The following is a 22,758-nucleotide window of genomic DNA, read 5'->3' as shown; positions in this document are numbered from 1 at the left end:
CTTTAGCTTTTCTTAATTATACTACAAAGTTGTATAATATAAATATGACGCGCGAAGAGTTATTGTCAATCGCTGAACAAAAATACGACGAAGTGCCAGTATTAGTTTTAGCGAGCGCAATCGATTACGCCACGGAAAAGCACGCTGGACAAAAGCGCAAAAGTGGCGAACCCTACATTAATCACCCATTGGCGGTGGCGGGAATTCTAATTGAATGGGGCATGGATATTGATACAGTCGTGGCGGGAGTTCTGCACGACACCGTTGAAGATACCGACGCAACTTTGGACGATTTGGAGAGTTTGTTTGGGCGCGATGTGGCGTTTCTGGTAGATGGCGTAACTAAAGTTTCACAAGCTCGCGCCGGGATGCGAAATTTGGATAGTTATTTACCACACACGAAGGACAATTTGACCAAGTTAATGATTGCCGTGGGCGAAGATGTGCGCGTGATAATTATCAAGCTAGCCGACCGCCTACATAATATGCGAACCTTGCAATTTATGACACCAGAAAAGCAGAAAAAAATTGCCAGAGAGACGATTGAAGTTTTTGCGCCACTGGCTGACCGCTTAAATATGGGACGAGTTCGTGTTCAATTGGAGGAGCTGAGCTTTAGATATTTGATGCCGAAAGCTTTTCAAGAAACCAAAAATTTGATGGACAGTCGACTGAAAAAATCGCAACGAAAATTGGATCACGTTCGCCGCGAAGTTGAAGCGCGACTGAAGGCAGAAAAGCTAGTTTTTCAGATGGACGGGCGCGTTAAGAGCGTTTATAGTCTATTTAAGAAATTGGACAAAGTTGGTGATATTGATAAGATTTATGATTTGATTGCCCTAAGGATAATTGTTGATGATTTATCAACTGGATATTTGGTTCTGGGGATTTTACATGATATGTATCAGCCGATGTATGAAAGAATAAAAGATTACGTTGCCAATCCAAAGCCAAATGGCTATCAAAGTCTTCACACAACCGTACAAACGCCAAGTGGGCAAATTGTTGAATTCCAGATTCGAACCAAAGAAATGCACGAATACGCTGAGCGTGGATTAGCGGCTAGTTTCCATTATAATGAGCAAAAATTGACCGACGCCTATAAAAAAGGAAAAATCGGAACTATGCCAGCCGATTTGTCGTGGATTCGCGAACTTCAAGAAGCCGCCGCTTTAATTAGCGAAGGAAAACGGTTCGACTCCAACAAATTCCGAATGAAGTTGTTTTCTGACAGGATTTTCGTGTACTCACCAAAGGGCGACATTTATGATTTGCCTCGCGGAGCATTTCCCTTGGATTATGCCTACCGAATTCACTCCGATATCGCGGCGCGCGCAAGCGGATTTAAGATCAACGGCGTAATGAAGCCGTTTAATTACAAATTACAGCACGGCGATACAATTGAAGTCTTAACAAGCAAATCCGCTCGTCCAAAACCAGATTGGCGGGACGTCATAATTACACCACACGCCAAAGATAAATTGCGCTTGCAATTGTCCCGCTCAAACGGCATCTTACAACAATTAACTGGCGGCGTTTCCTCGTTCTTCCGACACAAGTAACGCTCGCCAGTCTCTCGGTTTTAATCAATAATCAAACGTGATTTATTTTTCGTTCCAACGAGTAATTGACTCGCGGATAATTTGCTTTGCCCTTTCTACGTCGCCGAATCCCTTGACTACTGTTGAACCAGGCTTCTTCAAATCCTTGTAGTGATTGAAATGGTGTTCAATTTGTTTCAACAATTGTGAAGGTAGATCTTCTAGTGAGTTGATTGCGTTGCCAGTGTTTCGGTCATCGGCTGGCACAACGATAACCTTGTCGTCGACTTCATTGTCGTCAACGAACTCCAATACGCCAATAACCTTTGCCTCCATAAAAATGCCAGTAGTCAATGGTTCGTCGGTAATAATTAGCGCATCCAATTCATCGCCGTCCTCGTCCAAAGTTTGTGGAATGAAACCGTAGTTTGTTGGCTTTGCAAAAATAGCTGGCTCAACACGGTCCAACCGCATCACTGCAAGCTCACGATTCCACTCAATTTTATGACTTGATCCCTGTGGAATCTCAACAACTACATTTACGATGCCGTTTTCGACATCACCAGGTGTTAAAATTTGATTAAAATCTGCCATTTTTTACTCCTCTCTGGCCTTTTCTTGTAAATATTCACGAATCTGCAGCGCTGCCACCGCACCTTCACCAACCGCCGAAGCGATTTGCATAGTTGCCCCCGAGCGTACATCGCCAGAAGCAAAAACGCCAGGAATATTAGTGTGCAGATGTTCGTCAGTAATGATGTGTCCGCCCAAATCCAACTCAACGTCCGAGTTTGTCAGGAATTGCGTGTTCGGAATTAGCCCGATAAATACGAATAACCCATCAGCGGTAAATTCTTTCTGCTCGCCGTTTTGAGTCGATTTAACGCCGTAAAACTTATCGTCTTTGACAATAATTTCATCAGTCGTTGCACCGATGTGAACGGTAATTTTTCCATCATCGACATACTTCTGCAAATCTTTTTGCAAAATGTCACTGGCGCGTAATTTACTGCGAACCAACAGATCAATATGACTAGCGTATCGCGTCAAAAATATCGCCTCTTGCACCGCTGAGTTTCCGCCACCGACAACGATTAGATTTTTATCGCGATAAAACGCGCCGTCACAAGTCGCACAGTAATGCACGCCTCGACCATATAATTCGTCTTCGCCCGGAACGCCTAATTTGCGATGATTCGAGCCAGTCGCCAATAACACCGACTTTGCGCGGACAGATTGACCGTCAATTGTCAGCTCCAACTCGCCATCAACTTGCTTCAATTCCGTCACGTCGCCATATTCAATCTTCGCACCAAATCGCTCCGCCTGTTGTTGCAATTCAGACGCCAATTTCATTCCAGTCACACCCTCAGCAAAACCAGGATAATTGTCAATTTGATCAGTAATCGCCGCCATTCCGCCGACCACGCCACGTTCATATAATGTCGTGTCGACATCTTCGCGCGACAAGTAAATTGCCGCCGTTAACGCGCTTGGACCAGCGCCAACAATAATAACATCTTTAGACATTGAAACCTCGCGATCGATAATATTGCTTCATCACTTCTGGCATTTCCGGCTCTGGAATATCAGCTGGCTTTTCAATAGCCATCACCACGAACTTAAGTGGAGAATTTGCAGGAATTTTATCACCCTGAGCTTTGTCGCCGTAAGCCTTGTCGGCTGGAATTGTTAGTTCGCGCACGCCGCCAATTTTCATACCAATCAAACCCTCTTTCCAACCCTGAATGACTGCAGTATTTGCCGGGCCATCCATATTGAGCGGGGCTTTCAACTTACCGTCGGTGATTGATTGATCGAAAATCTCACCCTTAGCATTCCAGCCAATGTAATAAACAGCCAACTTGGTGTCATCCTTAACCTCAGCGCCTTCGCCCTCGACCAAATCTTCCTTAACAAGCTCTTTCACGTCACCGGCTTCAAACGCACCAACTCGTGAGCTAAACTCAGAAAACTTGCCGTAATATTTTTGGCTCAATTCATTAGCCTGAGCCTCTACTTTCTTTTTTCGCTCGTCAGTAGCCTTGGTGTATTCATCCTGGGCTTTCTTAAGCGCGGCTTGGTCTTTGGCTTCATTTCCAGGTGCCACCATCATAGCGACAAATCCGCCAACTGTCCCTAAAAACATCATGCCGGCAATAACCCAAATACCTATTCTCTGGCCTTTTGTAGTTGCCATATTCCTCCTTTATTTACCTTTCAATTATAGCAATTTTTATCAAGCGCAACAAATCACATTAAACCTGAGCGGCGTCGAATTCTTCCGCAGCCATCGCGGCAATCTCCTCAATAATCGGCGCAATGTCCCTATCTTCCAGCGTCCGCTCAGCGCTCGTAAATTTTACATTCAAAGTTACAGTTTTTGTCGAATCGTCATTTTTTGGCTGATATATCGCAATCGGCGTTATGCTAATTTGTAACTCACCGTGTTTTTTCGCAACTTCTTCAGCGCAAGCATAAACCTTCACATAATCAACATTCGAATCCATTTTCAATGAAATATCTCTGGCGGTCGACGGGAATCGGCTTAACGGCTGGTAATTATAGCCCTGATTTTTACTCAGATTTTCCTGCAATTTTTCAATATCAATAGAAAACGCTGCCGTGTAATCTGGCAATTTGAAGTTGCGTCGAGCAGACGGAGCTAGCTCGCCAACAATTCCCAAATTGTCGCCGTTCTTCGCCACAATCCAAGCGCTGCGTTTCGCATCAAATGGCGCTGGGACGTCGCTGTCAGATTCCGTAATCTTCATAAAATCAACCTCAACACTCAAATCTTTCATCAACCTTTCAGCAATTTTCCTCACCTTGTAAAACGGTGCGCCAGCTTGAGGCTTTTTATTCGCATAAACCCCGTCAATGAAAGTCTTTTCAATTGGCAAATTCTCATCGTTAAATCCTAATTTCTTATCGTGAATTTTGCCAATTTCAAACAGTATAAATTCGTCATGTCCAGATTTTACATTGGCGTGAACTTTATCCAGCAAACTCGGCAAAATGCTAATTCGGTAATATTGCAAGTCCGGGCTAAGCGCATTACTCAAGCGATACGCACGACCAGGATCTTGGTCGGAATTTTTCAAAACTCGCTCATGAACGAAACTATACGTCAAAACTTCGTTCGCTCCAGCTCGCGACAAACTTTGGCGAATTCTCTGTTTCAATTCACGACGCTCATTCTTCGGTGCAGGCTTAATACTTCGCTCTGGCAAATGACGCGGCAATCTATCAAAGCCATATAATCGCCCAACTTCCTCAACAATATCCTCAGGAAGCTCAATATCTGTTCGCCAAAATGGACTGTAAACCATCACGCCAGCTTCGCCATATTTATTACCATCGTCAACGATAAATTCAACATTCTTTAGTAGTGCCTCCATCTCATTCTCGGCAAAGTCAACACCCAGACGTTCTTCGACAAACCTTTTAGGAATCAACAATCCACCGTGCCAGTGCTTACCATCGACCAGCACTTGTCGCAATGAAGAATGATTCTTAAATAGCATAGGACTAGCTTGCTCACCACCAACCATACCAATTAACCATTTTAAGACAGGGTCAATTTGTGCTGGCGATTGCCCCTTATTAAACCTAGTCAGGGCGTCGGTGAAAATTCCGTGACGCATAGCCGTGCGACGTAGCGCGTACATGTCAAAATTGGCACATTCAAGGACAATATTCTTCGTTTCAGCCGAAACTTCCGTATCAACGCCGCCCATAATTCCAGCTAGCCCAATCACACCTTCGCCGTCAGCGATAACAATATCGTCAGACGTCAATTCATATTCCTTGCCATTAAGCAAACCGACTTTCTCGCCATCGTGCGCCATTCGCACGCCAAGTTTATGCCCGCGCAATTTGTCATAATCATAAGCGTGAGTCGGCTGTGCCGTCATGAACATCACGTAATTTGTCGCGTCAACAATATTGTTAATTGGCTTTCCGCCCATTGCGACTAATTGACATTGCAACCACAACGGGCTTGGATGAATATCTACATTTTTTATAGCAATCACAGAGAATGCGGGCGCAAGCTCATTGGCTTCATTAAACACTTCAAGCTCTAAGCCATCGCTATCTGCGAATTCTTGAATAGCATTATACCAATCAGGGCTGGTAAATCGTTGATGAAAAATACCAGCAATTTCGCGCGCCACGCCGAGTTGCCCAAAACAATCCGGCCTGTGTGTAAACATCTTATTCTCAATTTCCAGCACGTAATCGTCCAGCCCAAACACTTTCGCAAAACTTGCGCCAGCCTGAAGCGTGACGCCCGCCGGAATATCACGCTCATTGATCTCAATAATTCCCTCGTGATCCGTACCAATCGCCAACTCGTCAGCCGCCGCCAGCATGCCCTGGCTTAAGATTCCACGCAGCGGTCGCGCATCCAGCACGAACGGCTCGGCGTCATCAAAACTTGCTGGGACGGTGCTTTTTGGTGGCAACCAAATTGCCCACATATCAGCATGAACATTAGGCGCACCACAAACCACTTGCACGTAACCATCGTCATCCCTTGGAACGTCCGCTACGCCACCATCGTCAATTTTAGTCACGCTCAAACGATCCGCATTCGGATGCTTTTCACACTCAACAACTCGCACAACGCGCGCGCCACCATATTTGGCTTTCAGGTCAATCACTTCCTCGACACCACCAAGCTGCTGATTGACACGCGACACCAACTCATCAACTGGCGGCAACTCAAAATTAATCAATTGTTTTATAAGATTTAAGCTAACTTTCATACTGATATAATTATATCACTGAAAAATATTACATGATATAGCAAACTGCTCAACCATGAATCTTGTTTTTTCCAGTGATGTTAAAGGCCGTTGATGGCGGCGGTCGCCGCTCATCTGAACTGTCTTCAGTATAGCAAAACGCAAGCGTTCTGTCAATACGCTTGCGTTATAAAATTGGCAAAAATGATACGAAAACTGTGGAAAAGTCCGCACCATTACCTCTGTTGTTATGATGTTGCGCTAAATTTTAATCTTTCAAAGCACGCTGCCATCTGGCCGTCCAGTCCATGCAAATATCGCTGCGTAATCACCGCGTTTGAATGACCGAGCATCTCCTGTGACTCCATAAGTGTCGCCCCGTTTCGCTGAATGTCTGTAGCGAACGAGTGCCGCAAAGCGTGCGGGTGAAAATTGCGAAATCCAGCCAGATAGAACGGCTGACGCATTAAATGCCGCAGCTCCTCGACGCTGAGCAGTGTGCCGCTTGACTTCTGCCACAAATAATCATCAATACGCTGACTAACGATCCACTGCGTCAATCTTTCGCGAGCTTCTCGACTCATATGTACCTCCCGCCGTTTGCCACCCTTGCCAGTAAATACAATCATCCTGTCGCTGATATTCATTAGCCTTAAGTTCCTTAGCTCAGTGATTCGCAAGCCACAGTCAAACGACAATTTAACTAACAACCACTGAATCTGATTGCAATATCCCAACACCTGCTCGATTTGCTCCCTCGTGTAGAAAACTCGGCGGATTGGCTCGGTCTCCTTTTGCTTAACGATATGGCGGATTTTCAGCTCAGGCATCTCTACGCCCATATCCCTGAAATATCGAAACATCGCTATCACATGGCAAATCCGCGTATTGATAGTGCGGCTATTCAGACCTCGCCGTGCCTGCTCTGTAATCCAGTCGTTCACCTGCTGCGTCGTAATTTCGCTCAGACTGCTGGCTGGCACGCTAGTTCTAAAATCTCGCATCACCCACCGCTTAGCACTCAATGTTTGGCGGCTCATCCGGCGTGTAAACTCGCAGTACTCCAGATATTCGTCAAAAGCTCGCTCGATTGGCATAATTGTATTTTTCGTCATGATATTTTAACTCCACTTAAAAAACCAGTTCTATATAGAATGTTTATATTGAACCTCTAAAAGCTCAATTGTATATAGAACCCTCACATTTAATTTTCTGATAATTCTGTTATCAAAAATGGGTGGCGGCGGGCGGATTTGCGTTAATTTGAATAAAAAATACGGCCAAACGGCCGCTTCCATTACACAAAACTCCCAAATACTCGCATATATCTAGGATTATTGCATAATATTTGCATACAGGCAAACGCAAACAAGCCGCTACGCGAGCGACGTCAAAATGTTGGCAGTGATTGCTACGTTATCAAGTTGTAGCTGCGCTTCATCTGCGCTAACTTATTTAATCCGTCAATACTGATCGATAAGGATGCCTGCTCTTGCATTTTCTGCTTATGGCGCTCCTCTGCCGCCTTGGCTTTCGCCTGAGCAATCAATTTGCGCAGCCAATCTACCGTCTTTGCCAGATTTGCACTCGACCAAATAAACGCAAAATATTTACGTGGGTTTCGTTTACGCTTTGCCAGCTTAATCGAATAATCAAACTCTTTTGCGTAGTTGATCTGGCGATTCCTGAACATCGGCAAATAGTTGTCGTCAGTGATTAGCTTTGTCGCCTTACCCAATCTCTGCTGCATTTTCTGAATTCGTCGCTCGTCTATGGTTATATTCCCCATTTTACCCTCAAAACGCCATTCTGCTCTTGACAAACAAAAATAGCCTCTAAAATTGATAACAATTTTTTGAGGCCAGATACAGACAGCCCACCCTGATTTACATCTGGGCGGGCTGAAAATCCTGTACGTTCACCGTCGATTGTAGCAAATCTGCTTCATCTTGTCAACAAAAACGCCCCCATTTTCAGAGGGCGGAATAGGTACATGGATGTTCAAACCATGCGTTTGCAGTTTATCACTATTTATTAGATTCCGCAACGGCAACGTCAGTAACGACCAGCCGTCGTATATATTCGCTAACTGTCATATTCAACTCGGCGGCACGCTTGACGATCATCTCGTGATCGCTCTCTGAAACTTTTATGTGTATATGTTTAGTTTTCACACTATACCTTTCTGCCCGATACGATGCCTCGGGCAGGGCTCTGTTAATATTTAATAAATAGCACTGACGTTAAAATATTTCAATCCGTCGTAGCGAATTTCAGCTTCATCGTTACCACTCGATTCAATCTGCTCTACTGCGTTTCTGAGCGCCTCTCCAGCATTAAACACCTCTGCCAGCTCGTCGTCATTGTAAAAGAATATAGTACCGTTATCTACTACCGCTTCATAATCCTCATATCTATCTAGCTCCTTCACCGTCTCAATGATATTCTCTAGCATAGCCTCTTCATCCAATTCGATGCTGATGTTCTCGATTGTAGCGTTCTCCGCTGTACTTCTGCTGAATCGTTTACGCATCTCTCTCCTCATAACCGTCTCAAGTTCTTCTATATCACCCCTCAAGCTCTTATCTGCTTCAAAAGTGAATTCTTGTGTTGGTTGGTCGCCCGTGTAGTACCACCCTGTAAATGTTGCCATTTTCTTATCCTTTCTTGGCGGCGGCGGTTGAGGGGCTGTTTATTTTTAGTGTTTGTGTTTTCTAGGTTTTATTTTCTAGTTTTGATTTTTCGTTTATTTACAATCTCCAATTTTACAGTGATTTTAATTCTGAAAAACTGAAAGGTTGATTTGAACATTTTTATACCTACTTTCTTTTGCCGCCGAATTGTTAATTGTTGCTTGGTTGCCCCTCAACCATGTCTTAAGTATAGCAAACGTGTTGCCGTATGTCAACACTTTTTATGAAAAAAGTCAGAGATTTTTCAATATTTTTCATCACATCTATCAACCCTGTGGAAAACTCACAATGTTACACGGTATAGTCCTACCACGACATCTCAACTCGCCATCTCTGTTAGCGTTCAGTGCTGACGGTACCAGCCAGAGTGTTTCGGGTAATATCTTAGTGCAGGCTGGCTGGGTGCAGTTCTGGGGCAACAATACAAAAAGACAGCCAATCCCTGTCGTATTTCCAAAGCAGTTCAAACAAGTCTTCTCAATGTCGCCGACCTTAATTGGCTATAAAACTGGCAGTAAAGCTACCAGCATCAGCGAATTTAATCAAGTCATCGGTAGTGGTTTGAATATTGAATCTGGCGCTGTAACAAATACCGGCACGACACTCAACGCTTCGACTACTGGAATATTTGGCGGTGCCTGGCATGGGGTTTCGTGGGTGGCAATTGGCGTTGTCTAAGACTTCTTAATATACTGAATTGTCACGAATGAGGTCTTATAACCGGATTGATCTGCGTATGTTTGGATATTGATATTGCTATTATCGGCGTAAACTGTCACCGTATAAGCTTGCTGGTCAGCGGCGTGTGGCAGGTTAATTGTCGCGCCAATACTGTATTCCTTTGCAATGCCGCGAATATTAATAACCATGTCAAGATTATTTATGCCGTGAGGTACGACTGTCTTACCAGCGGCTTTTAAGCCGCCCATTGAAAATGTCTTCTGATAGATTGTGCGGCCATCAATCCACTTCATGCCGGTGTCGACCTCTGACGTGCTGCGGTCGCCGCGAGCTGCTGGAGACAAGTGTCGTGGTAGGACTATACTATAATATAAATATGCTATTGACGCTAAAACGAATCATTATTCGACTCTATAAAGAATATCGCTATATTTTCTACGGCAAATAACGTCAATATCTCCTAATCTGTACATTTATAATCAGGAGGATTCATATGGAAAACACTGAAAAAGTACAGAATTATAAGGGTGGCGAGATTCGCCGAACAGTTGACGGCTATTATATTTTCGTCAAAGGCGATGCACACAGCGGACCGTATGTGAGTATTTCGGCAGCCAAAGGCACAGCCGACACTACCGAGGCTGAGCCAGAGACGCCAGTAGTAGAGTCTGCCGACGAGGTTGTCGAGCCAGAAGTTGAAAATATCAATGATAATGCTGAGCCTGAGACAGCCGACACTACCGAGGCTGAGGCTGAAAGCACTGACGAAAAATAACTATGGCACTAGGTTTTCCTAATAGCAACGGTGGCCGCACCACTGATAGCGCACTATTCCACGCGCTCGGCAATGCTTTTGTCGGCTCGTGGATTAGCGGCTTTAGAGTGCGTCAAGCCAGTCCTGTCGGCATGAATGTGCTGATCGGCGGGGAGAATGGTATACCTGATGATTTATTGGTGCGCGATGCTATGTCGGCAACGTTTCCAGTGAGCAACTTAAGCACGCAGCCTGTTCAGGCGAGCGTTACCACGGCAAACAGCGCCAATCCGCGAATTGACGCGGTGGTGATCTATATTGACACAAACGTGGCCGCCTCACAGACTGTAGCTAACAACGAGAACCGTACGAAAGCGATAGTTGTACCTGGCACACCAGCAACCAACCCAAGCGCACCAACGCCATCGCAGATCAAGGCGAAAATTGGTGCATCTAATCCATATGAAGTAATCGCTGAGATACGCGTAAACGCTGGCACAACAACAATTCTTGATTCTGTTATCACTGATAGGCGCAATCCAGCCACACTGGCTGACGGACGAATTAACAGGGCTGAAATGTTCAAAAACGGCGTGATTGGCTCTGACGCACTTGGCAATGATATAGTCCTACCACGACACTTAAAATGGTCAGATTTTATTCAATCAAAAAGAAACAACTCCAGCAAATCATCTAGCTCAATTACCCAGCACGGCGTAGCGATGCTCAACGTTCCATCAAACGCTCTCGAGGCTACTGTTCAAATCACTTTTCCAAAGCAATTCAAAACAATTCCTACTGTAGTTTGTAGCTTTGGTGGCTATGGTCAACCTGGCGACGCTTGGACAGATACTCCAAACTCGTCCTGGGGCGGATGTGCGTTTAGCGCTGTAGGTGTTACGAATACGTCATTTACTGCTCGATGTCGACGATTCGATGGCGCTCAACTTTTAGGAACGTACTATGTAAATTGGATTGCGATTGGCTCAGTCTAAACTATAAGAGATTTCTTTCCAGTTCAAAAACCGCCTCGGAGCTTATCGAGGCGGTTTTCAGTTGTTTGGTAATTTCGAACTATTCAACGGCTTCTTTCATCTGACGTACTAAGTCTAAAATAATAGTCTTAGCCGCAGATAATCCAGCCGCGATTGCAGACAGAGCAGTAGCTAGTGTCAGAGCGTATAATTCGTGCCAACTCGCCGCGAATAATAAGTTGACTAGATTTACGCCTGCCAGTAAAAATGTCGCGGTAAACGTCTGCGCAAATGTCCACAAAGCACGTACGATTACGTCTTTGTAGTTGATATTCTTTAATGCTTCTAGTGATTTCATATTTCCTCCTTATTTCTTAAATAAACTTATTAGAAAATCGATAATTAGCTGTAGTAAGCTTTTGGTTGGTTTTTCGGTCTTTACTTCAGGTTTTATTTCAGGCTTAGCTTCAGATGTCTCAGGCTGTTGAGGTTTACTCATTGCTTTTAATTCATCTATAGATATTTTTGACGTTGAAAAATCCAAATTAAATCCGTCAATCTTTCCGCTCTCTGTGTACTGATGAATAAGCGAGCCGTGTGCGTAATTATCTTTTGTACCGTAATTCGGGTACCAATCTACACGTTCCAAGCCCAATTTCTGAATAATAGCCTCACCTGCATAAGTGAATACTTGCTTGCCTGTCTTCTGTAAGACTAGGTTCTTAAATAGCTTCAACTGCTCGAGTGTGCCTTCAAAATCTGGCTCCAAGTCGACAAATAACAGAGGTGCGTTGACAAGCTTTTGAGCTTCGATAAAACGCTCTGCTTCAGTCTTTGCTTCTTCTTCGGTTGAAAAATAAGGCAACCAGTAAATGCCTAATAGCTTATCACCTGCGGCTTGAGCGAACTTGACCAGTTTAGGGTCGATTTTATTCGCATCACCACCAAACGATTGACCGACATGACCAGCCTTAAGAATAACACCAGCAAACTTATGTAAATGATTTACAATAGCATCATCTTGGTGATTTGAAATGTCCAGTATAATCTTGCTGTAGTCTTCTTGTGGTTCTTGTGGTTCTTGTAGCTTTGGTTGAGGTGTAGATTGAGGTGTCAAGTCTGGCAAATCGTGTAAATCCTTATCCTCAAACAACTGACGACTCATATATTTTCCACTCCTGGCTGTGACGTACCAAACAGTATCTCCAGCGACTGGTTGACCATTTGTGACGTAACCCTTCATCGCAATGACATCACCTTTTTCTAGTTCCTGAAAAATAGCTGAATCTGTGTTAGCTTCGTCGCGAGCATTGCCGTCTTCTTCCATTTTCCTATCTGTAGGCTGAGTTTCGTCGTAATCTTCGGCAATCCGTCGTCCGTCGCAACAATACGAATAGCCTAGGTAATCAGGTCCATAATTCCCCATCCAATTCATAAGCTCTTCAATACTGTTATAAATCCCTCGCGCTCCACTGTGAACTTCACTGTCATGGATTTCGATTGAACCGTCCTCACGCTTTCGCATTAAGAATACGTGTCCATAATCCGCGTAAATGCCTCTTGAAAATCCCAAAAATCCAATCACCCAAATACCAACGGGTGCGGGACCTGTGTTTATGCGACCCGCGTTCAATTCATTTAAGTACGCTGTTTGAGCGTTCGGTGAGCGAGTTAGTGAGCTAATCGCGTCATCTACGTATTGTAAACACCAACCACTCTGCGCACCGATATTTATATTTGGATTATAGGTTTGCCTGACTGCCATTATCGCCTCCTATTTACGGTTTATTCACGACTCTCACAATTAAATCGACCATAAAGCCAATCACAGTAATTACTGCTGTCATTACGCCAGCACCAATCTTGGCTTCGCTCTTGGACAGGTAATTGCCTTGCATCAATTCTACGCGAGCTATCAGGGCTTTCAGTTCCTCGGCATCGGCTTTCGATTCAGCCAGCTGTTTGACCGACTCCGCTAGCCGCGACACATTATCGTTTATTGAACCTAGCCTTTCATTTAACACATCGTCGCGTGCAGTCATCATGATGCCCAATTCCCGCACCGTTTTGGGTGTTTGATTCATCGATTCATTGTCTCGTTTATTATTCATTCTCACTTACCACATTACAGATTAGACATACTCAACCTTGATCTCGCCGTCAGACGTAGCGAACGCGTAGATTTTGAATGTGTTGCTGCCGAGATCGACCAAGAAATCTGATATATTTAGCCACGTCTGTACACCGCCATTACTTCGTTGGCGCTGGAAATAGCGAGTGACATCCTCTAGTCCCGAGCCGTGGCTGCTGCGCCTACCGACCATCAGCTTAAAAACCATGCCCGACTGATACGTGCTGGATTTCGGCGTAAATACGATTTTGAACCGCCTCAGAAACGTTGCGTCACTCTTGTCGATTGCCGTTTCTAACTTGACACGAAATACCTGCACGCTGTCAGCACCAACACGCTGCGCGGCTTTCATCTCGGTAATTTCACGCTCGCACCGCGTAATGATTCGCGCCATCGTCTCGCCGTCTATCTCTTGAATCCTCATAACATTCTACTTTCGATTGTCAAATCGACACTAGTATTTGCCACCACAGCACACTTCATCTGTGCTAATACACTGCTCAGCCCCTTTCGCACGTACACGTATGCAAACCACTTACGAACATGCCGCGCGTCGCTCGATATTGGTATTATGTCAATACGCGTTGGTGCTGCACTGTTTATCAACATCTTGTCAATAATCAAATCGGCCAACAGGAATGTTTTATCCTTTTTTGCTGTCGCCGTGATGATAAATGGCACGCCAGAGGCTTGCTGTTGCCCACCAACTACACTAACCGCCTGATTAAAATCCCATTCGTCGTTGCTGGCACTCTCATAAAATACCAGCCCGCTTGATGCCATCACCTGGCTAGTCTTGAGGTCGCGGATGTTGCGATCAAGTGACGCCAGGATGTCTGCCAATTGGTTTTCAGGCAACATACTCAGCCGATTCATAGCAGGCTCGCTTTCATACTGAACGATCCCTTGTCAGTCCCCAGAAAAATACACTTGGCGTAGACATATTTCGTCTGCCCTGGTTGCGGATTGTCGATTGAAGCGGTAGCGCTAAACGCCAGTTGATATGGCACCTCTAACTTATTGATATCTGGTGCGCTCTGATCAATAATACTACCACCAATTATTTGTGCACCCGCCAGCGTATCGGGGTTGTCGCCGACGTAAAACTGCGGCAAAAACAGCACGTACGGCCACTGTTGTTTGCGTGCGGTAAATGTCGTCTCAATCTTGATTATCCTGCCACCAAGAAAAGCGGGGTCATGTGTGACGGGTATTATCGCGTCGTATTCCTGTGCACTTTTCGTTTCGTAATAAATAATACCAGAGTTGTTGCTGGTTCTCTGTGTGGCTTTCATTTGCTCAGTGGCACGTAGCAACGCCCGTAACCTACTGATGGCGCGACGCTCCTCCACTAGATTCAATCGCTCGCTCATAGGTCGTAATTATCCAGCGTTAAAGTTATTTCTTCACTCATATTCTCATCGACCTTGACAGATATTTGCTCGATACGGTAATAGCCACTCAGTGGGCAAGATGAATACTTATTTTGCTCAACTACGATACGATCGCCTACTCCGATATTATTTAGGTCAAATTGCGTACCACGCACTGTGACGCGCGGCAGGTCGACCAGCCGACTCATCACCGCCACATCAGCCTCGCAGTGCCCCGCCAGTGTCGATAGGTTCTTAATACTGTTATACAGCTGTACTTTTTCACGCAAGATAAACTCCTGCTGGCTCGGTACGTCTTCAGCACTGTAGCGAATTGTCTCCTCGCCCATGCCAGAGGCCTTGCCGATAATGTTGTTGTACAAATTCGCACCAGACTGCGGTAACTCCATACGAATAGCACCGATTCCTAACCCGTCATCAGGATAATGCACTGTCACGTCTGGCCGTTCGTTGCCGAGTGTTTGGAACGTCTCAAACTTGCGATCGTAAGTGAATCGAAAATCGAATTTGCCATCTTGCAAATTGGTTAGCGACACGAGGGCATCTTTAGCATTGATATCTTCCCAGTCGTCCATTCTGTCACGTCGTACACCGGTGCGGTACTGCCTACCACCCCTGGTGATACCAACATCTCCGTTAGGTCGATTCTGCACCTCCTGGATGATACCCCAGGCAACGTCGGTAGCTTCAATCCCTTTCCAGCGACCATTCAGATATCGTGCGTCAATCAGATTCAAATAACCGTCACACTGCACTAGTACTCGTGCGTTGTCGGCATTGAGGTTGCGGTTCGCCTCTACTACCACTGCGCCGAATAAATACTCGCCATTACGTTTAACTCTGATGTCGCTCACCCACGGCTTCAAGATAGTATTTGGATTCTCGCCAATCCGACGGCACTTCTCCTCCCAATCTGGCATTGACATATTAAAGTCTAGCGACTCTACGCCGTTTCGTGTCATGCTCCAGTCGAGGTCTTGGCAAAGTCTGGTGATGTCGGCTACCTTTGTTTTGCCGCGATGCCACAGCTCGATAGTGTAGCGCGGTGGTACGTACTCGTCCATTACGCCACTCCTGTATAGCCGTTGTACCACTCAACGATAGCTGTGCCAGTATCAGCACTGTTCGAGGTATTGAAAATCAGCTCATTTAGCCCTGGCACCAAACGCCAGTATTGGCTGCTGGTGAGGTTATTATCGATACCTACCCCATTTAGCGTCACTTCTCGGTTGTATGTGTCAAATACGATTGTGTCGCTATCTGTTGTGCTGATATTCAGTGCCAAAATCTCGCCAGTTGTCTGGTTGGACACAGTCGGGTTGGTGACCTTGCCAGCAATTGTGATTGTCGGCCAAATATACGTGTTGCCATCATTTGTGGCGTGATTCAGTCCCCCGCCAGATATCCAGTGCAAGCCGTCACGCTCCCAAAGTAGCCCTGTAGGGCTCCACAATAAACCACCGTCACGTGGACGCTCTAGCGTGATTCGCTGTGCTGCGCCGTCGGTATAGTCATACATTCGCGGATCGCCCGCTACTAGCTCGATGTCATAGTCGGCAATGAGCGGCCACTCAATTTTTGGATCGAGAGGCTGTGTCAATTTTGTAATAGTCTGATAGACGCGTCCAGTTGGCGTGAATAGCTGCACTCGCAATTTATCGCGGATTTTGATGGTTCTGGCAATTTTCGCCATCTCAGCGTGCATCTCAGCAAGTCTTCCGTCGTGCTCCACTGCCACAAAAAAACTCAGCGGTATTTGCCGCACACCGTAAAACTGCTCATCTACACTACCGCCATCGGCACCAGAAAACACATATTGGCTATTGCGAATGTCAGGATCGCCAAAGCCTTTCAATGGCGGTGTTAGGTGCGATAGCCCTTGTTTGCTGCCTGCCAGAAACACACTCTCATTAGTGCGCATATTGGTGATTTGCACGTCGTATGTTCTCATGTCTATCCTCTCCTCATTTGTTGCACTAGGCTGCGGTTATATTGATCGACATCGATGCCGTTTGTCAGGTTGACGGTTTGGTTGATTTGCGGATACCCATCATTAGAGCCGCCATTGTTTTTACCGCCCCAGATATCGTCAGCCTGCAAAGCAACGCTACCATTACCAGATACACTAAAATCAGGCGACAGCGAAGTTGTCATTCTGTCAGAAATCGCACCGTTCATCGTATCGACCGCTGATAACACACCTCCAATACTGTCAGTGATGCCGTTAGCAAATCCTTGTCCTAAAAATCCACCCATCTTTGCCATGACGGTCGATGGTGAATGAATACCAAAGAAACTCTTAATACCATCAAGTACAGACTTACCGAACCCTTTTATTTTATTTAGAATCCAGCCAGTAACGTTGTTGATTCCGTTCCATAATCCCTTAATGAAGTTTTCTCCAACGCTCCACAGAGTTGACGGCGATAACACCTCTCCAATCTTATTGATGACTTTCCAGGCCGCGTCGCCAATGTGTCCAAGCATACTGCCGATGCCACGAATCATCGCAAATAGCAGCTTGACGGCAGACTCGCCTAATTTCTGCAACATTACTGGTTGCGTCAGTGTCGTAACGATTGCGTCAACGACACGTGGCAGCGCGTCAGCCAGCGCGTTAATAACTGTAGGCAATGCCTCAATTATGGCTAAGAATAGCTGAATCGCACCCATGATCAGCGCCTGCAGCATAGTCGGCTCCGTCAGTGTTGTGACCAGGCTATCGACGATTTGTGGAATCATTGGTGTTATGACTGCGATAATCTGTGGCGCAGCTTGCAAAAGCGCCATAAATAATTGCATAAAGCCTTGAACTAGCACCGGCACCATAGCTACGATTTGACCAATCCACTGTGGTGCTGATTGTACTAGCCCCTGTAACAATATGATAATTCCCTGGATAATGGCCGGTAATAACTGTCCCATAATTGGCGGAATCAATGGCAGCAATTGTGTTATAATTTGTGGCAAAGCCTGCGCAATACCGCCTATTGCTTTAGATAACGCTGGTGTTAGATTTTTTAGAAATGTCTCAAACGAGCCTGTGAAGTTATTTATCAACTGGCTCAAATCCAAGTCTTCATTACCAAACCCAGAAACAAGGTTCGACCACGCCGATTTCATTGAGTAAAAGCTACCACTAATAGTCTCGCTAGCTTCTTTAGCGGTCGTACCAGTAATACCCATTTTCTCCTGGACTTTATGGATTGCTTCGATAAGTTTATCGAACGGAATATCTTTAACGTTCTCAGCCGTCGCCTTGAAACCCTTGCCCATCACACCTGTTTCATTGACTAAACGCGCCATCTCGCCAGCAGTACCACCGTAGCCCAATTTCAAGTTGTCGAGCATGGTGTAGTTATCTTTTGCGAATCCTTGGTAGGCATCTTGAATCCTTGCAATGTCAGTACCCATTTTGTTGGCGTTATCAGCCATATCTGTAACGGCCATGTGAGCATATTGAGCTGATTTTTCAGTGTCGCCTTTCAGACCTTGCAATAATGACGCTGAAAAGCTTGTAACAGTCTCCATATATTGGTTTGCCGATAATCCTGCTGTTTTATAAGCATTCGCCGCATACGCCTGAACTGTGTCGCTTGATTTCTTAAACAGCGTATCAACACCGCCAACCAACTGCTCCCATTCTGCAAATCCCTCGACAGATTTTTTGGCTAGCCCACCAATCGCTACTGCTGCGACTGCTGTTCCAACAGCAAATGCCTTGCCTAGTCCTTTAGCCACGCCACCGACATGACTCAATGCACCGCCTAACTTCTCCTTTAAGCCGCTAGCCAGAGAGTTGATGTGCGGCATCACCTGGCTAACCATGCCACCAACGGCATTGCTAATTTTCCCGCCAAGTGCACTAAACATATCAGAAATACCGCTGCCAATCGTCGATAATCCTGGTGCCAAGTTGCGTCCAATCGCGCCACCGATTCCACCGAATACTGCGATCATTTTTTGCGCGACAGGGGCTAGGATTGTACCTATACCCTTACCTAGCCAGATAAATGGTGCGGCGAGTTTTTGCGCTACTAACGCCATGCCTTGACCGACTTTAGCTGCAAAACTAGTTACTGCATTGGCGGCGACAGATAATTTCGATGATATGAACACGCCGATATTGCTAAACGCATTCGCAACAGCATTGCGTGCTCTAACGAAAGCCGCAGATATTGCACTAGCAGCTTTGCTGGCAGCGTTAGTCATTGGTGAAAAGAACGTGGCGATGCGATTGCCAATATTTGCAAATCCTGCAGTAATTCTACTTGCCAACGGTGCTAACTTGTTAGTGATTGGCTGAATAAGCTCTTTTGAGATGACGGCAGCACTTTCAACTGCCGCATTTTTTATGCCAGCCCCCAACTCCTTGAATCCAGTTCCAATCTTGCTCCAAGAATCAGCCATCTTCTTGGTGAGTTCGTCATTATCCTTGGCAACACTCTTCATTTTTTTCTGAACATCAGAAACAGACTTGTCAAATTTTGACCTGTCAACTTTGTAGGTAACTACTATTGTTCCTTGGTTCATATTTCGTTTCCGTGGTATAATTTCTTTACTAAAGAAAGGATCTTATAATGAAAGATGTTGAAACATTCAAAAAGCTTGCTCTGATTGGTTTGATTCCATTTTTTAATGGCCTGCCATGGTTCTACATGGGAAGAATTACCCGAGGATTGATGTACACGTTTACTTGTGGATACGCTTACCTTGGGTCTGTCAAGACAATTGCCAAAGCTGGTGAGATCGTCGACACATACAACGCTAAGCGTGGATACGTCAATACTTCTCGTCGTGATGGATAAGATCACCTCAAACCCCTTATAGTTTTTGTCAAAGAGCTATACATCTTTTTGTAAGCGTCCTTATTTTGTGCTGCTGCTATCACAGACAGGAGGCTCAGCGTTCGCTCGCATTCGCGACGTATTGCTGCTTTTGCTAACTCCACCGCGTCAGCCTCGTCCATTTCTAAAACCTGCTCGTGTGTGTATTGCGGATAGTTGAGCAAGATTATATGCACTCTCTCCTCAAAGCTTGTGAGAACTTTATCAGCCTGAATCTTCAAATACTGTTCGTATTTTTCAATATCGTATCCAGGCTGATTGTTCTCGTTCATGACTACGCCTCGACTTCTCGCACCTCAACGCCCTCAGCGGCTAGCTTAGTTAGCCCTGTAGTTGCTAATCGTACAATTTCAAGCAGCAAGGCATCGACGTTGTCATTATCAAGTGCATCAAGCAAATCTCTTAAAGATAGCCCGCCCTCAACTACTGTCGCTCGAGCTACAACATCCATAACAATCGCACTACCAGTAACGGCCTTGCCGTCTTCGCCGCCAATACTTAATCGTGCAGTATTTGCTTCAAGGGCTTTGTACTGCTTTACTCGCGGAATTAGATATTTATAGTGCTTTGCTGGTTCGTCACCGTCTGCTGGCATTTCAATGTCCAGCAATACACGCTTCTCAAGCTGCTTCTTTTTTAGAACAAACGCCATCTCATTCTCCATTCCGTAGTTGTAATAACTACATTACTTTTTTATCAATTTAGGTATTGACACGGTGTTTTTAGCACCGTGTCACCCCTGTTACGCAAATGTCAGGTCGCCCTTGATCAACTTGCCAGTTACGCTGATTTCAAACTCAGTCAAACCGTCTTCTTGGCTGATGTCACTCAGGGTTGCTGTAGCGTCGAGCATGTACAACGTATGACCTGCTTGAGCTGCTAATTTCGGCACTAACTTGAATACACCAGGCACCTGTGTCGAGCTACCTTTTTGCAATCCAACCTGTACAGCACCCTTTGCGCCGACAGTAATACCAGTAGTGCCGTCAATCGTCTCGCCACTGTTATAGACATAGCCAGGCACGATGTTTTTGAGGTTGTCCTGCCCGATGTCAGTAATCTTGAACTTAATGGTCGATTTGAACGATTTGATAAGTTTGAGGTTCGTGCCATCAATGAAATCACGTGTCACCTCGTCCTTATCGTTATCAAAGTCTAGGTCGTTCACACCTAGGACTTGCTTGAAGTTTTTACCAGTCTTGTCCCCGAAATATAGATCGTGGTTCAAGCCGGCGTAATCGATTGCTGCCATTTAATTACTCCTTTGCTTAATCTTTCAAAACTAATGTTACAGATTGGGCGCTCCATACCCCCATCCGTAATTCAGAGGCTTCATAGTCGCTGTCTTGCATCGGAAATACGCTCACACGAATGAATCTCGAGTCAGTGTATGGCAATTGCATTAGTGCCGTACGTAGCTTGCTGTCAAGCTCGTATAGCTCGGCCGCATCAGCTTTTAATACGGTAATCGTTAGCTCGGTGGTCAGTTTGGTATTACCTAAGTTACCACCGTCATATTCACCGCCGTTAGCCGCAACTGCCGCCATACCGTCTTGGCTTTTGTTTGCTGGTAATCGCCCGACAAACACATTTTTGCCAAGCTCTCCACCAACGGCAATAGCCACTACCTTTGCGATCTCCAATGCTACATTCATCTAAAAAACCTCTTGTAATCTTTCATGGTGCTTCTCACACCCTCATCAACGAAACCTTTACCAGTGCCAGATGTAGTGTACTTACGTACCACATGAGTGCCATTCGCACGCCTGCCGCGGTTCTGGTACTGCGAGTAGACTGGCTTCCATGTCAATCTGATAGCATCTCTGCCAATTCGCCGTACCTCGACATTGCGGGACTTGAGCGACCCTCTACGTCTGAACGGTGCGGTGAGGTTGGATACTGTCAGAGTGTGATTCGCCATTGCGTTCAATCCTGTCGCTGCCTGATTCTGGAAGAATCGTTTGACGGCGACTGTATTGTCGACCACCGGCACGATTACACCTCTCTGTCGAGCCTTTCCAGCTCAATTTCAACGTGCTGTACTGTGCCGCTTGTGATAACCGCCCTGCCGACTGCTACGTTAGCGACGCGGTACACCCGCTTGACGCCAAACAGTGTCACCTCGGCGAAATATCCCTCGATCGAGTAGCCAGTTGATGACAACCAGCTATCTCGGCCGTCCAAGTATGCTCTGGCATCACCCGTCATAGCGTCGTAGCTACCGCCGCGAGTCAAGCCACTTGTCTGCTCGACGAGGCACCTCACACTGTGTCGCTCGCCCCCCGTCTGGCGGTATACACCGTCTACGGGTGCAACCAAGGTGATGTTATCGCGGAATATCATAACGATGAACTCCACGCTGACTCAGTGGCGTATCAGTGTAGCCAGACACCACACAACTGCTGCTTGGCTTTACAAACTTTGCCAGTAGATCAACGTTTGCCTCCGCGAACTGATCAATAACTTGCTTAGTGTTGTCATACGTCACTGAATGACTCAGCACTGTTTCAGATTTTACGTTGTTGTAAAAGCTACCTTGATTAGCTATTGACAGCGTGTCAAATAACCTTGCAATGAGGATTCTCAAGCTGTATGGCAACGGTGTTCCATATCCCCATACCGCCTTGACGACGCACCGTCCAGTACTCAGCGGATCAATCATCTCGATGACATTGAACCAGCTGACGTTCAGTTCGTCGCCTTGACTCACTGACTTGACCACCAGCGGTCTGCCACTTTCTGTCGTCACCTCTGGCAATAGGCTAGTGAACGGATCGACAATTAGAAAACGTGAGCCGCAAGTTGTCTCATATCGACGCGGCGTATTTGCCTCGCCCTGCATTTTGACATCTAGCAGCGCCTCCAACGTCTCCGTCGCCTGCTGCAATAACTGCTCAAAGTACTTATTCTCGGTATCAGAAAGGGGGCGTAAAAGTACGCCCTCGATATCTTCTTTAGTTACCAGTGCTGCCATCTCTTACGCCCCTCTCTG

29 protein-coding genes are annotated in these 22,758 nt (G+C 45.8%); 5 read left to right on the top strand and 24 right to left on the bottom strand.

All coding sequences use genetic code 11. The features are described from left to right. The first annotated feature begins 44 nt into the window (after nt 1-44). Nucleotides 45-1,562: a RelA/SpoT family protein gene (locus LRM45_RS03225; protein ID WP_129744816.1), complete on the top strand. Its 1,518-nt coding sequence runs from the start codon at nt 45-47 to the stop codon at nt 1,560-1,562. Nucleotides 1,563-1,604: 42 nt separating this feature from the next. Here the strand turns inward: LRM45_RS03225 and LRM45_RS03220 are convergent, their stop codons facing one another. The 8 genes from LRM45_RS03220 to LRM45_RS03185 all read right to left on the bottom strand — a co-directional run bounded on the left by LRM45_RS03220 (nt 1,605) and on the right by LRM45_RS03185 (nt 8,945). Continuing rightward, nucleotides 1,605-2,135 carry an inorganic diphosphatase gene (locus tag LRM45_RS03220; protein WP_243826736.1) on the bottom strand — a complete coding sequence of 177 codons (531 nt, stop codon included), beginning with the start codon at nt 2,133-2,135 and terminating at the stop codon, nt 1,605-1,607. Between the two features lie 3 nt (nt 2,136-2,138). Then, the gene (locus LRM45_RS03215) at nt 2,139-3,071 is read right to left on the bottom strand and encodes an NAD(P)/FAD-dependent oxidoreductase (RefSeq protein WP_243803729.1); all 933 of its coding nucleotides are present in this window, start codon (nt 3,069-3,071) and stop codon (nt 2,139-2,141) included. After that, nucleotides 3,064-3,741 carry an FKBP-type peptidyl-prolyl cis-trans isomerase gene (locus LRM45_RS03210; RefSeq protein ID WP_243826735.1) on the bottom strand — a complete coding sequence of 226 codons (678 nt, stop codon included), beginning with the start codon at nt 3,739-3,741 and terminating at the stop codon, nt 3,064-3,066. Before LRM45_RS03210 ends, LRM45_RS03215 begins: the two co-directional genes overlap by 8 nt. Before the next feature lie 58 nt (nt 3,742-3,799). Then, on the bottom strand, nt 3,800-6,313 hold the full coding sequence (gene pheT, locus LRM45_RS03205; protein WP_243826734.1) for a phenylalanine--tRNA ligase subunit beta: 2,514 nt from the start codon (nt 6,311-6,313) through the stop codon (nt 3,800-3,802). 227 nt (nt 6,314-6,540) lie between these two features. Further along, nucleotides 6,541-7,407: a tyrosine-type recombinase/integrase gene (locus LRM45_RS03200; RefSeq protein WP_243826733.1), complete on the bottom strand. Its 867-nt coding sequence runs from the start codon at nt 7,405-7,407 to the stop codon at nt 6,541-6,543. A gap of 296 nt (nt 7,408-7,703) precedes the next feature. Continuing rightward, entirely contained in the window at nt 7,704-8,081 is a 378-nt protein-coding gene (locus tag LRM45_RS03195; RefSeq protein WP_243826732.1) for a hypothetical protein, read from the bottom strand. A gap of 238 nt (nt 8,082-8,319) precedes the next feature. Next, nucleotides 8,320-8,466: a plasmid mobilization protein gene (locus tag LRM45_RS03190; protein ID WP_243826731.1), complete on the bottom strand. Its 147-nt coding sequence runs from the start codon at nt 8,464-8,466 to the stop codon at nt 8,320-8,322. A 50-nt stretch (nt 8,467-8,516) separates the two neighbouring features. Further along, the gene (locus LRM45_RS03185; protein WP_243826730.1) at nt 8,517-8,945 is read right to left on the bottom strand and encodes a hypothetical protein; all 429 of its coding nucleotides are present in this window, start codon (nt 8,943-8,945) and stop codon (nt 8,517-8,519) included. Nucleotides 8,946-9,273: 328 nt separating this feature from the next. Between LRM45_RS03185 and LRM45_RS03180 the strand changes: the two genes are divergently transcribed. Then, nucleotides 9,274-9,663, top strand: coding sequence for a hypothetical protein (locus tag LRM45_RS03180; RefSeq protein ID WP_243826729.1), 390 nt, complete (start codon nt 9,274-9,276; stop codon nt 9,661-9,663). Here the strand turns inward: LRM45_RS03180 and LRM45_RS03175 are convergent. After that, nucleotides 9,660-10,010: a hypothetical protein gene (locus LRM45_RS03175; RefSeq protein WP_243826728.1), complete on the bottom strand. Its 351-nt coding sequence runs from the start codon at nt 10,008-10,010 to the stop codon at nt 9,660-9,662. The two genes, LRM45_RS03180 and LRM45_RS03175, sit on opposite strands and share 4 nt — an antisense overlap. A gap of 149 nt (nt 10,011-10,159) precedes the next feature. Between LRM45_RS03175 and LRM45_RS03170 the strand changes: the two genes are divergently transcribed. Next, a complete protein-coding gene (locus tag LRM45_RS03170; protein WP_243826727.1) occupies nt 10,160-10,441 on the top strand; it encodes a hypothetical protein in 282 nt (93 codons plus the stop codon). Nucleotides 10,442-10,443: 2 nt separating this feature from the next. Further along, nucleotides 10,444-11,415, top strand: coding sequence for an H-type lectin domain-containing protein (locus LRM45_RS03165; RefSeq protein WP_243826726.1), 972 nt, complete (start codon nt 10,444-10,446; stop codon nt 11,413-11,415). Between the two features lie 79 nt (nt 11,416-11,494). On the opposite strand, the gene LRM45_RS03160 is transcribed toward LRM45_RS03165, so the two are convergent. From LRM45_RS03160 to LRM45_RS03120, 9 genes are read right to left on the bottom strand one after another with little or no spacing between them, the layout of a single operon-like run. After that, nucleotides 11,495-11,752, bottom strand: a complete 258-nt coding sequence (locus LRM45_RS03160) for a hypothetical protein (RefSeq protein ID WP_243826725.1) — start codon at nt 11,750-11,752, stop codon at nt 11,495-11,497. Between the two features lie 9 nt (nt 11,753-11,761). Beyond that, complete coding sequence (locus tag LRM45_RS03155; RefSeq protein WP_243826724.1) at nt 11,762-13,159, bottom strand: glycoside hydrolase family 25 domain-containing protein; 1,398 nt, start codon at nt 13,157-13,159, stop codon at nt 11,762-11,764. 13 nt (nt 13,160-13,172) lie between these two features. After that, nucleotides 13,173-13,505: a hypothetical protein gene (locus tag LRM45_RS03150; RefSeq protein ID WP_243826723.1), complete on the bottom strand. Its 333-nt coding sequence runs from the start codon at nt 13,503-13,505 to the stop codon at nt 13,173-13,175. A 21-nt stretch (nt 13,506-13,526) separates the two neighbouring features. Next, complete coding sequence (locus tag LRM45_RS03145) at nt 13,527-13,949, bottom strand: hypothetical protein (RefSeq protein ID WP_243826722.1); 423 nt, start codon at nt 13,947-13,949, stop codon at nt 13,527-13,529. After that, nucleotides 13,946-14,401: a hypothetical protein gene (locus tag LRM45_RS03140; protein ID WP_243826721.1), complete on the bottom strand. Its 456-nt coding sequence runs from the start codon at nt 14,399-14,401 to the stop codon at nt 13,946-13,948. Before LRM45_RS03140 ends, LRM45_RS03145 begins: the two co-directional genes overlap by 4 nt. Then, entirely contained in the window at nt 14,398-14,898 is a 501-nt protein-coding gene (locus tag LRM45_RS03135) for a hypothetical protein (protein WP_243826720.1), read from the bottom strand. The genes LRM45_RS03140 and LRM45_RS03135 overlap by 4 nt, the downstream gene beginning before the upstream one ends. Then, nucleotides 14,895-15,983, bottom strand: coding sequence for a hypothetical protein (locus LRM45_RS03130; protein WP_243826719.1), 1,089 nt, complete (start codon nt 15,981-15,983; stop codon nt 14,895-14,897). The genes LRM45_RS03135 and LRM45_RS03130 overlap by 4 nt, the downstream gene beginning before the upstream one ends. Continuing rightward, the gene (locus tag LRM45_RS03125; protein WP_243826718.1) at nt 15,983-16,870 is read right to left on the bottom strand and encodes a phage distal tail protein; all 888 of its coding nucleotides are present in this window, start codon (nt 16,868-16,870) and stop codon (nt 15,983-15,985) included. The genes LRM45_RS03130 and LRM45_RS03125 overlap by 1 nt, the downstream gene beginning before the upstream one ends. Before the next feature lie 2 nt (nt 16,871-16,872). After that, nucleotides 16,873-19,452 carry a phage tail protein gene (locus tag LRM45_RS03120; RefSeq protein WP_243826717.1) on the bottom strand — a complete coding sequence of 860 codons (2,580 nt, stop codon included), beginning with the start codon at nt 19,450-19,452 and terminating at the stop codon, nt 16,873-16,875. A 47-nt stretch (nt 19,453-19,499) separates the two neighbouring features. Here LRM45_RS03120 and LRM45_RS03115 point away from each other — a divergent pair, with 47 nt between their 5' ends. Further along, nucleotides 19,500-19,727, top strand: a complete 228-nt coding sequence (locus LRM45_RS03115; RefSeq protein ID WP_243826716.1) for a hypothetical protein — start codon at nt 19,500-19,502, stop codon at nt 19,725-19,727. Between the two features lie 2 nt (nt 19,728-19,729). Here the strand turns inward: LRM45_RS03115 and LRM45_RS03110 are convergent, their stop codons facing one another. The 6 genes from LRM45_RS03110 to LRM45_RS03085 form a co-directional block, all read right to left on the bottom strand. Then, a complete protein-coding gene (locus tag LRM45_RS03110; protein ID WP_243826715.1) occupies nt 19,730-20,038 on the bottom strand; it encodes a hypothetical protein in 309 nt (102 codons plus the stop codon). A gap of 2 nt (nt 20,039-20,040) precedes the next feature. After that, nucleotides 20,041-20,430 (bottom strand): hypothetical protein, encoded by a 390-nt coding sequence (locus LRM45_RS03105; RefSeq protein WP_243826714.1) that lies wholly within the window; start codon nt 20,428-20,430, stop codon nt 20,041-20,043. 78 nt (nt 20,431-20,508) lie between these two features. Beyond that, nucleotides 20,509-21,018: a hypothetical protein gene (locus tag LRM45_RS03100; protein ID WP_243826713.1), complete on the bottom strand. Its 510-nt coding sequence runs from the start codon at nt 21,016-21,018 to the stop codon at nt 20,509-20,511. A gap of 16 nt (nt 21,019-21,034) precedes the next feature. Then, nucleotides 21,035-21,421 carry a hypothetical protein gene (locus LRM45_RS03095; RefSeq protein WP_243826712.1) on the bottom strand — a complete coding sequence of 129 codons (387 nt, stop codon included), beginning with the start codon at nt 21,419-21,421 and terminating at the stop codon, nt 21,035-21,037. Nucleotides 21,422-21,761: 340 nt separating this feature from the next. Further along, a complete protein-coding gene (locus LRM45_RS03090; RefSeq protein WP_243826711.1) occupies nt 21,762-22,031 on the bottom strand; it encodes a hypothetical protein in 270 nt (89 codons plus the stop codon). A gap of 61 nt (nt 22,032-22,092) precedes the next feature. Next, nucleotides 22,093-22,740: a hypothetical protein gene (locus LRM45_RS03085; RefSeq protein WP_243826710.1), complete on the bottom strand. Its 648-nt coding sequence runs from the start codon at nt 22,738-22,740 to the stop codon at nt 22,093-22,095. Nucleotides 22,741-22,758: the final 18 nt, after the last annotated feature.

This window comes from Candidatus Nanosynbacter sp. TM7-057, assembly GCF_022828295.1.
In the GTDB taxonomy this organism is placed as follows: Bacteria; Patescibacteriota; Saccharimonadia; order Saccharimonadales; family Saccharimonadaceae; genus Nanosynbacter.
This window is presented reverse-complemented; position numbering and strand designations above follow the sequence as displayed.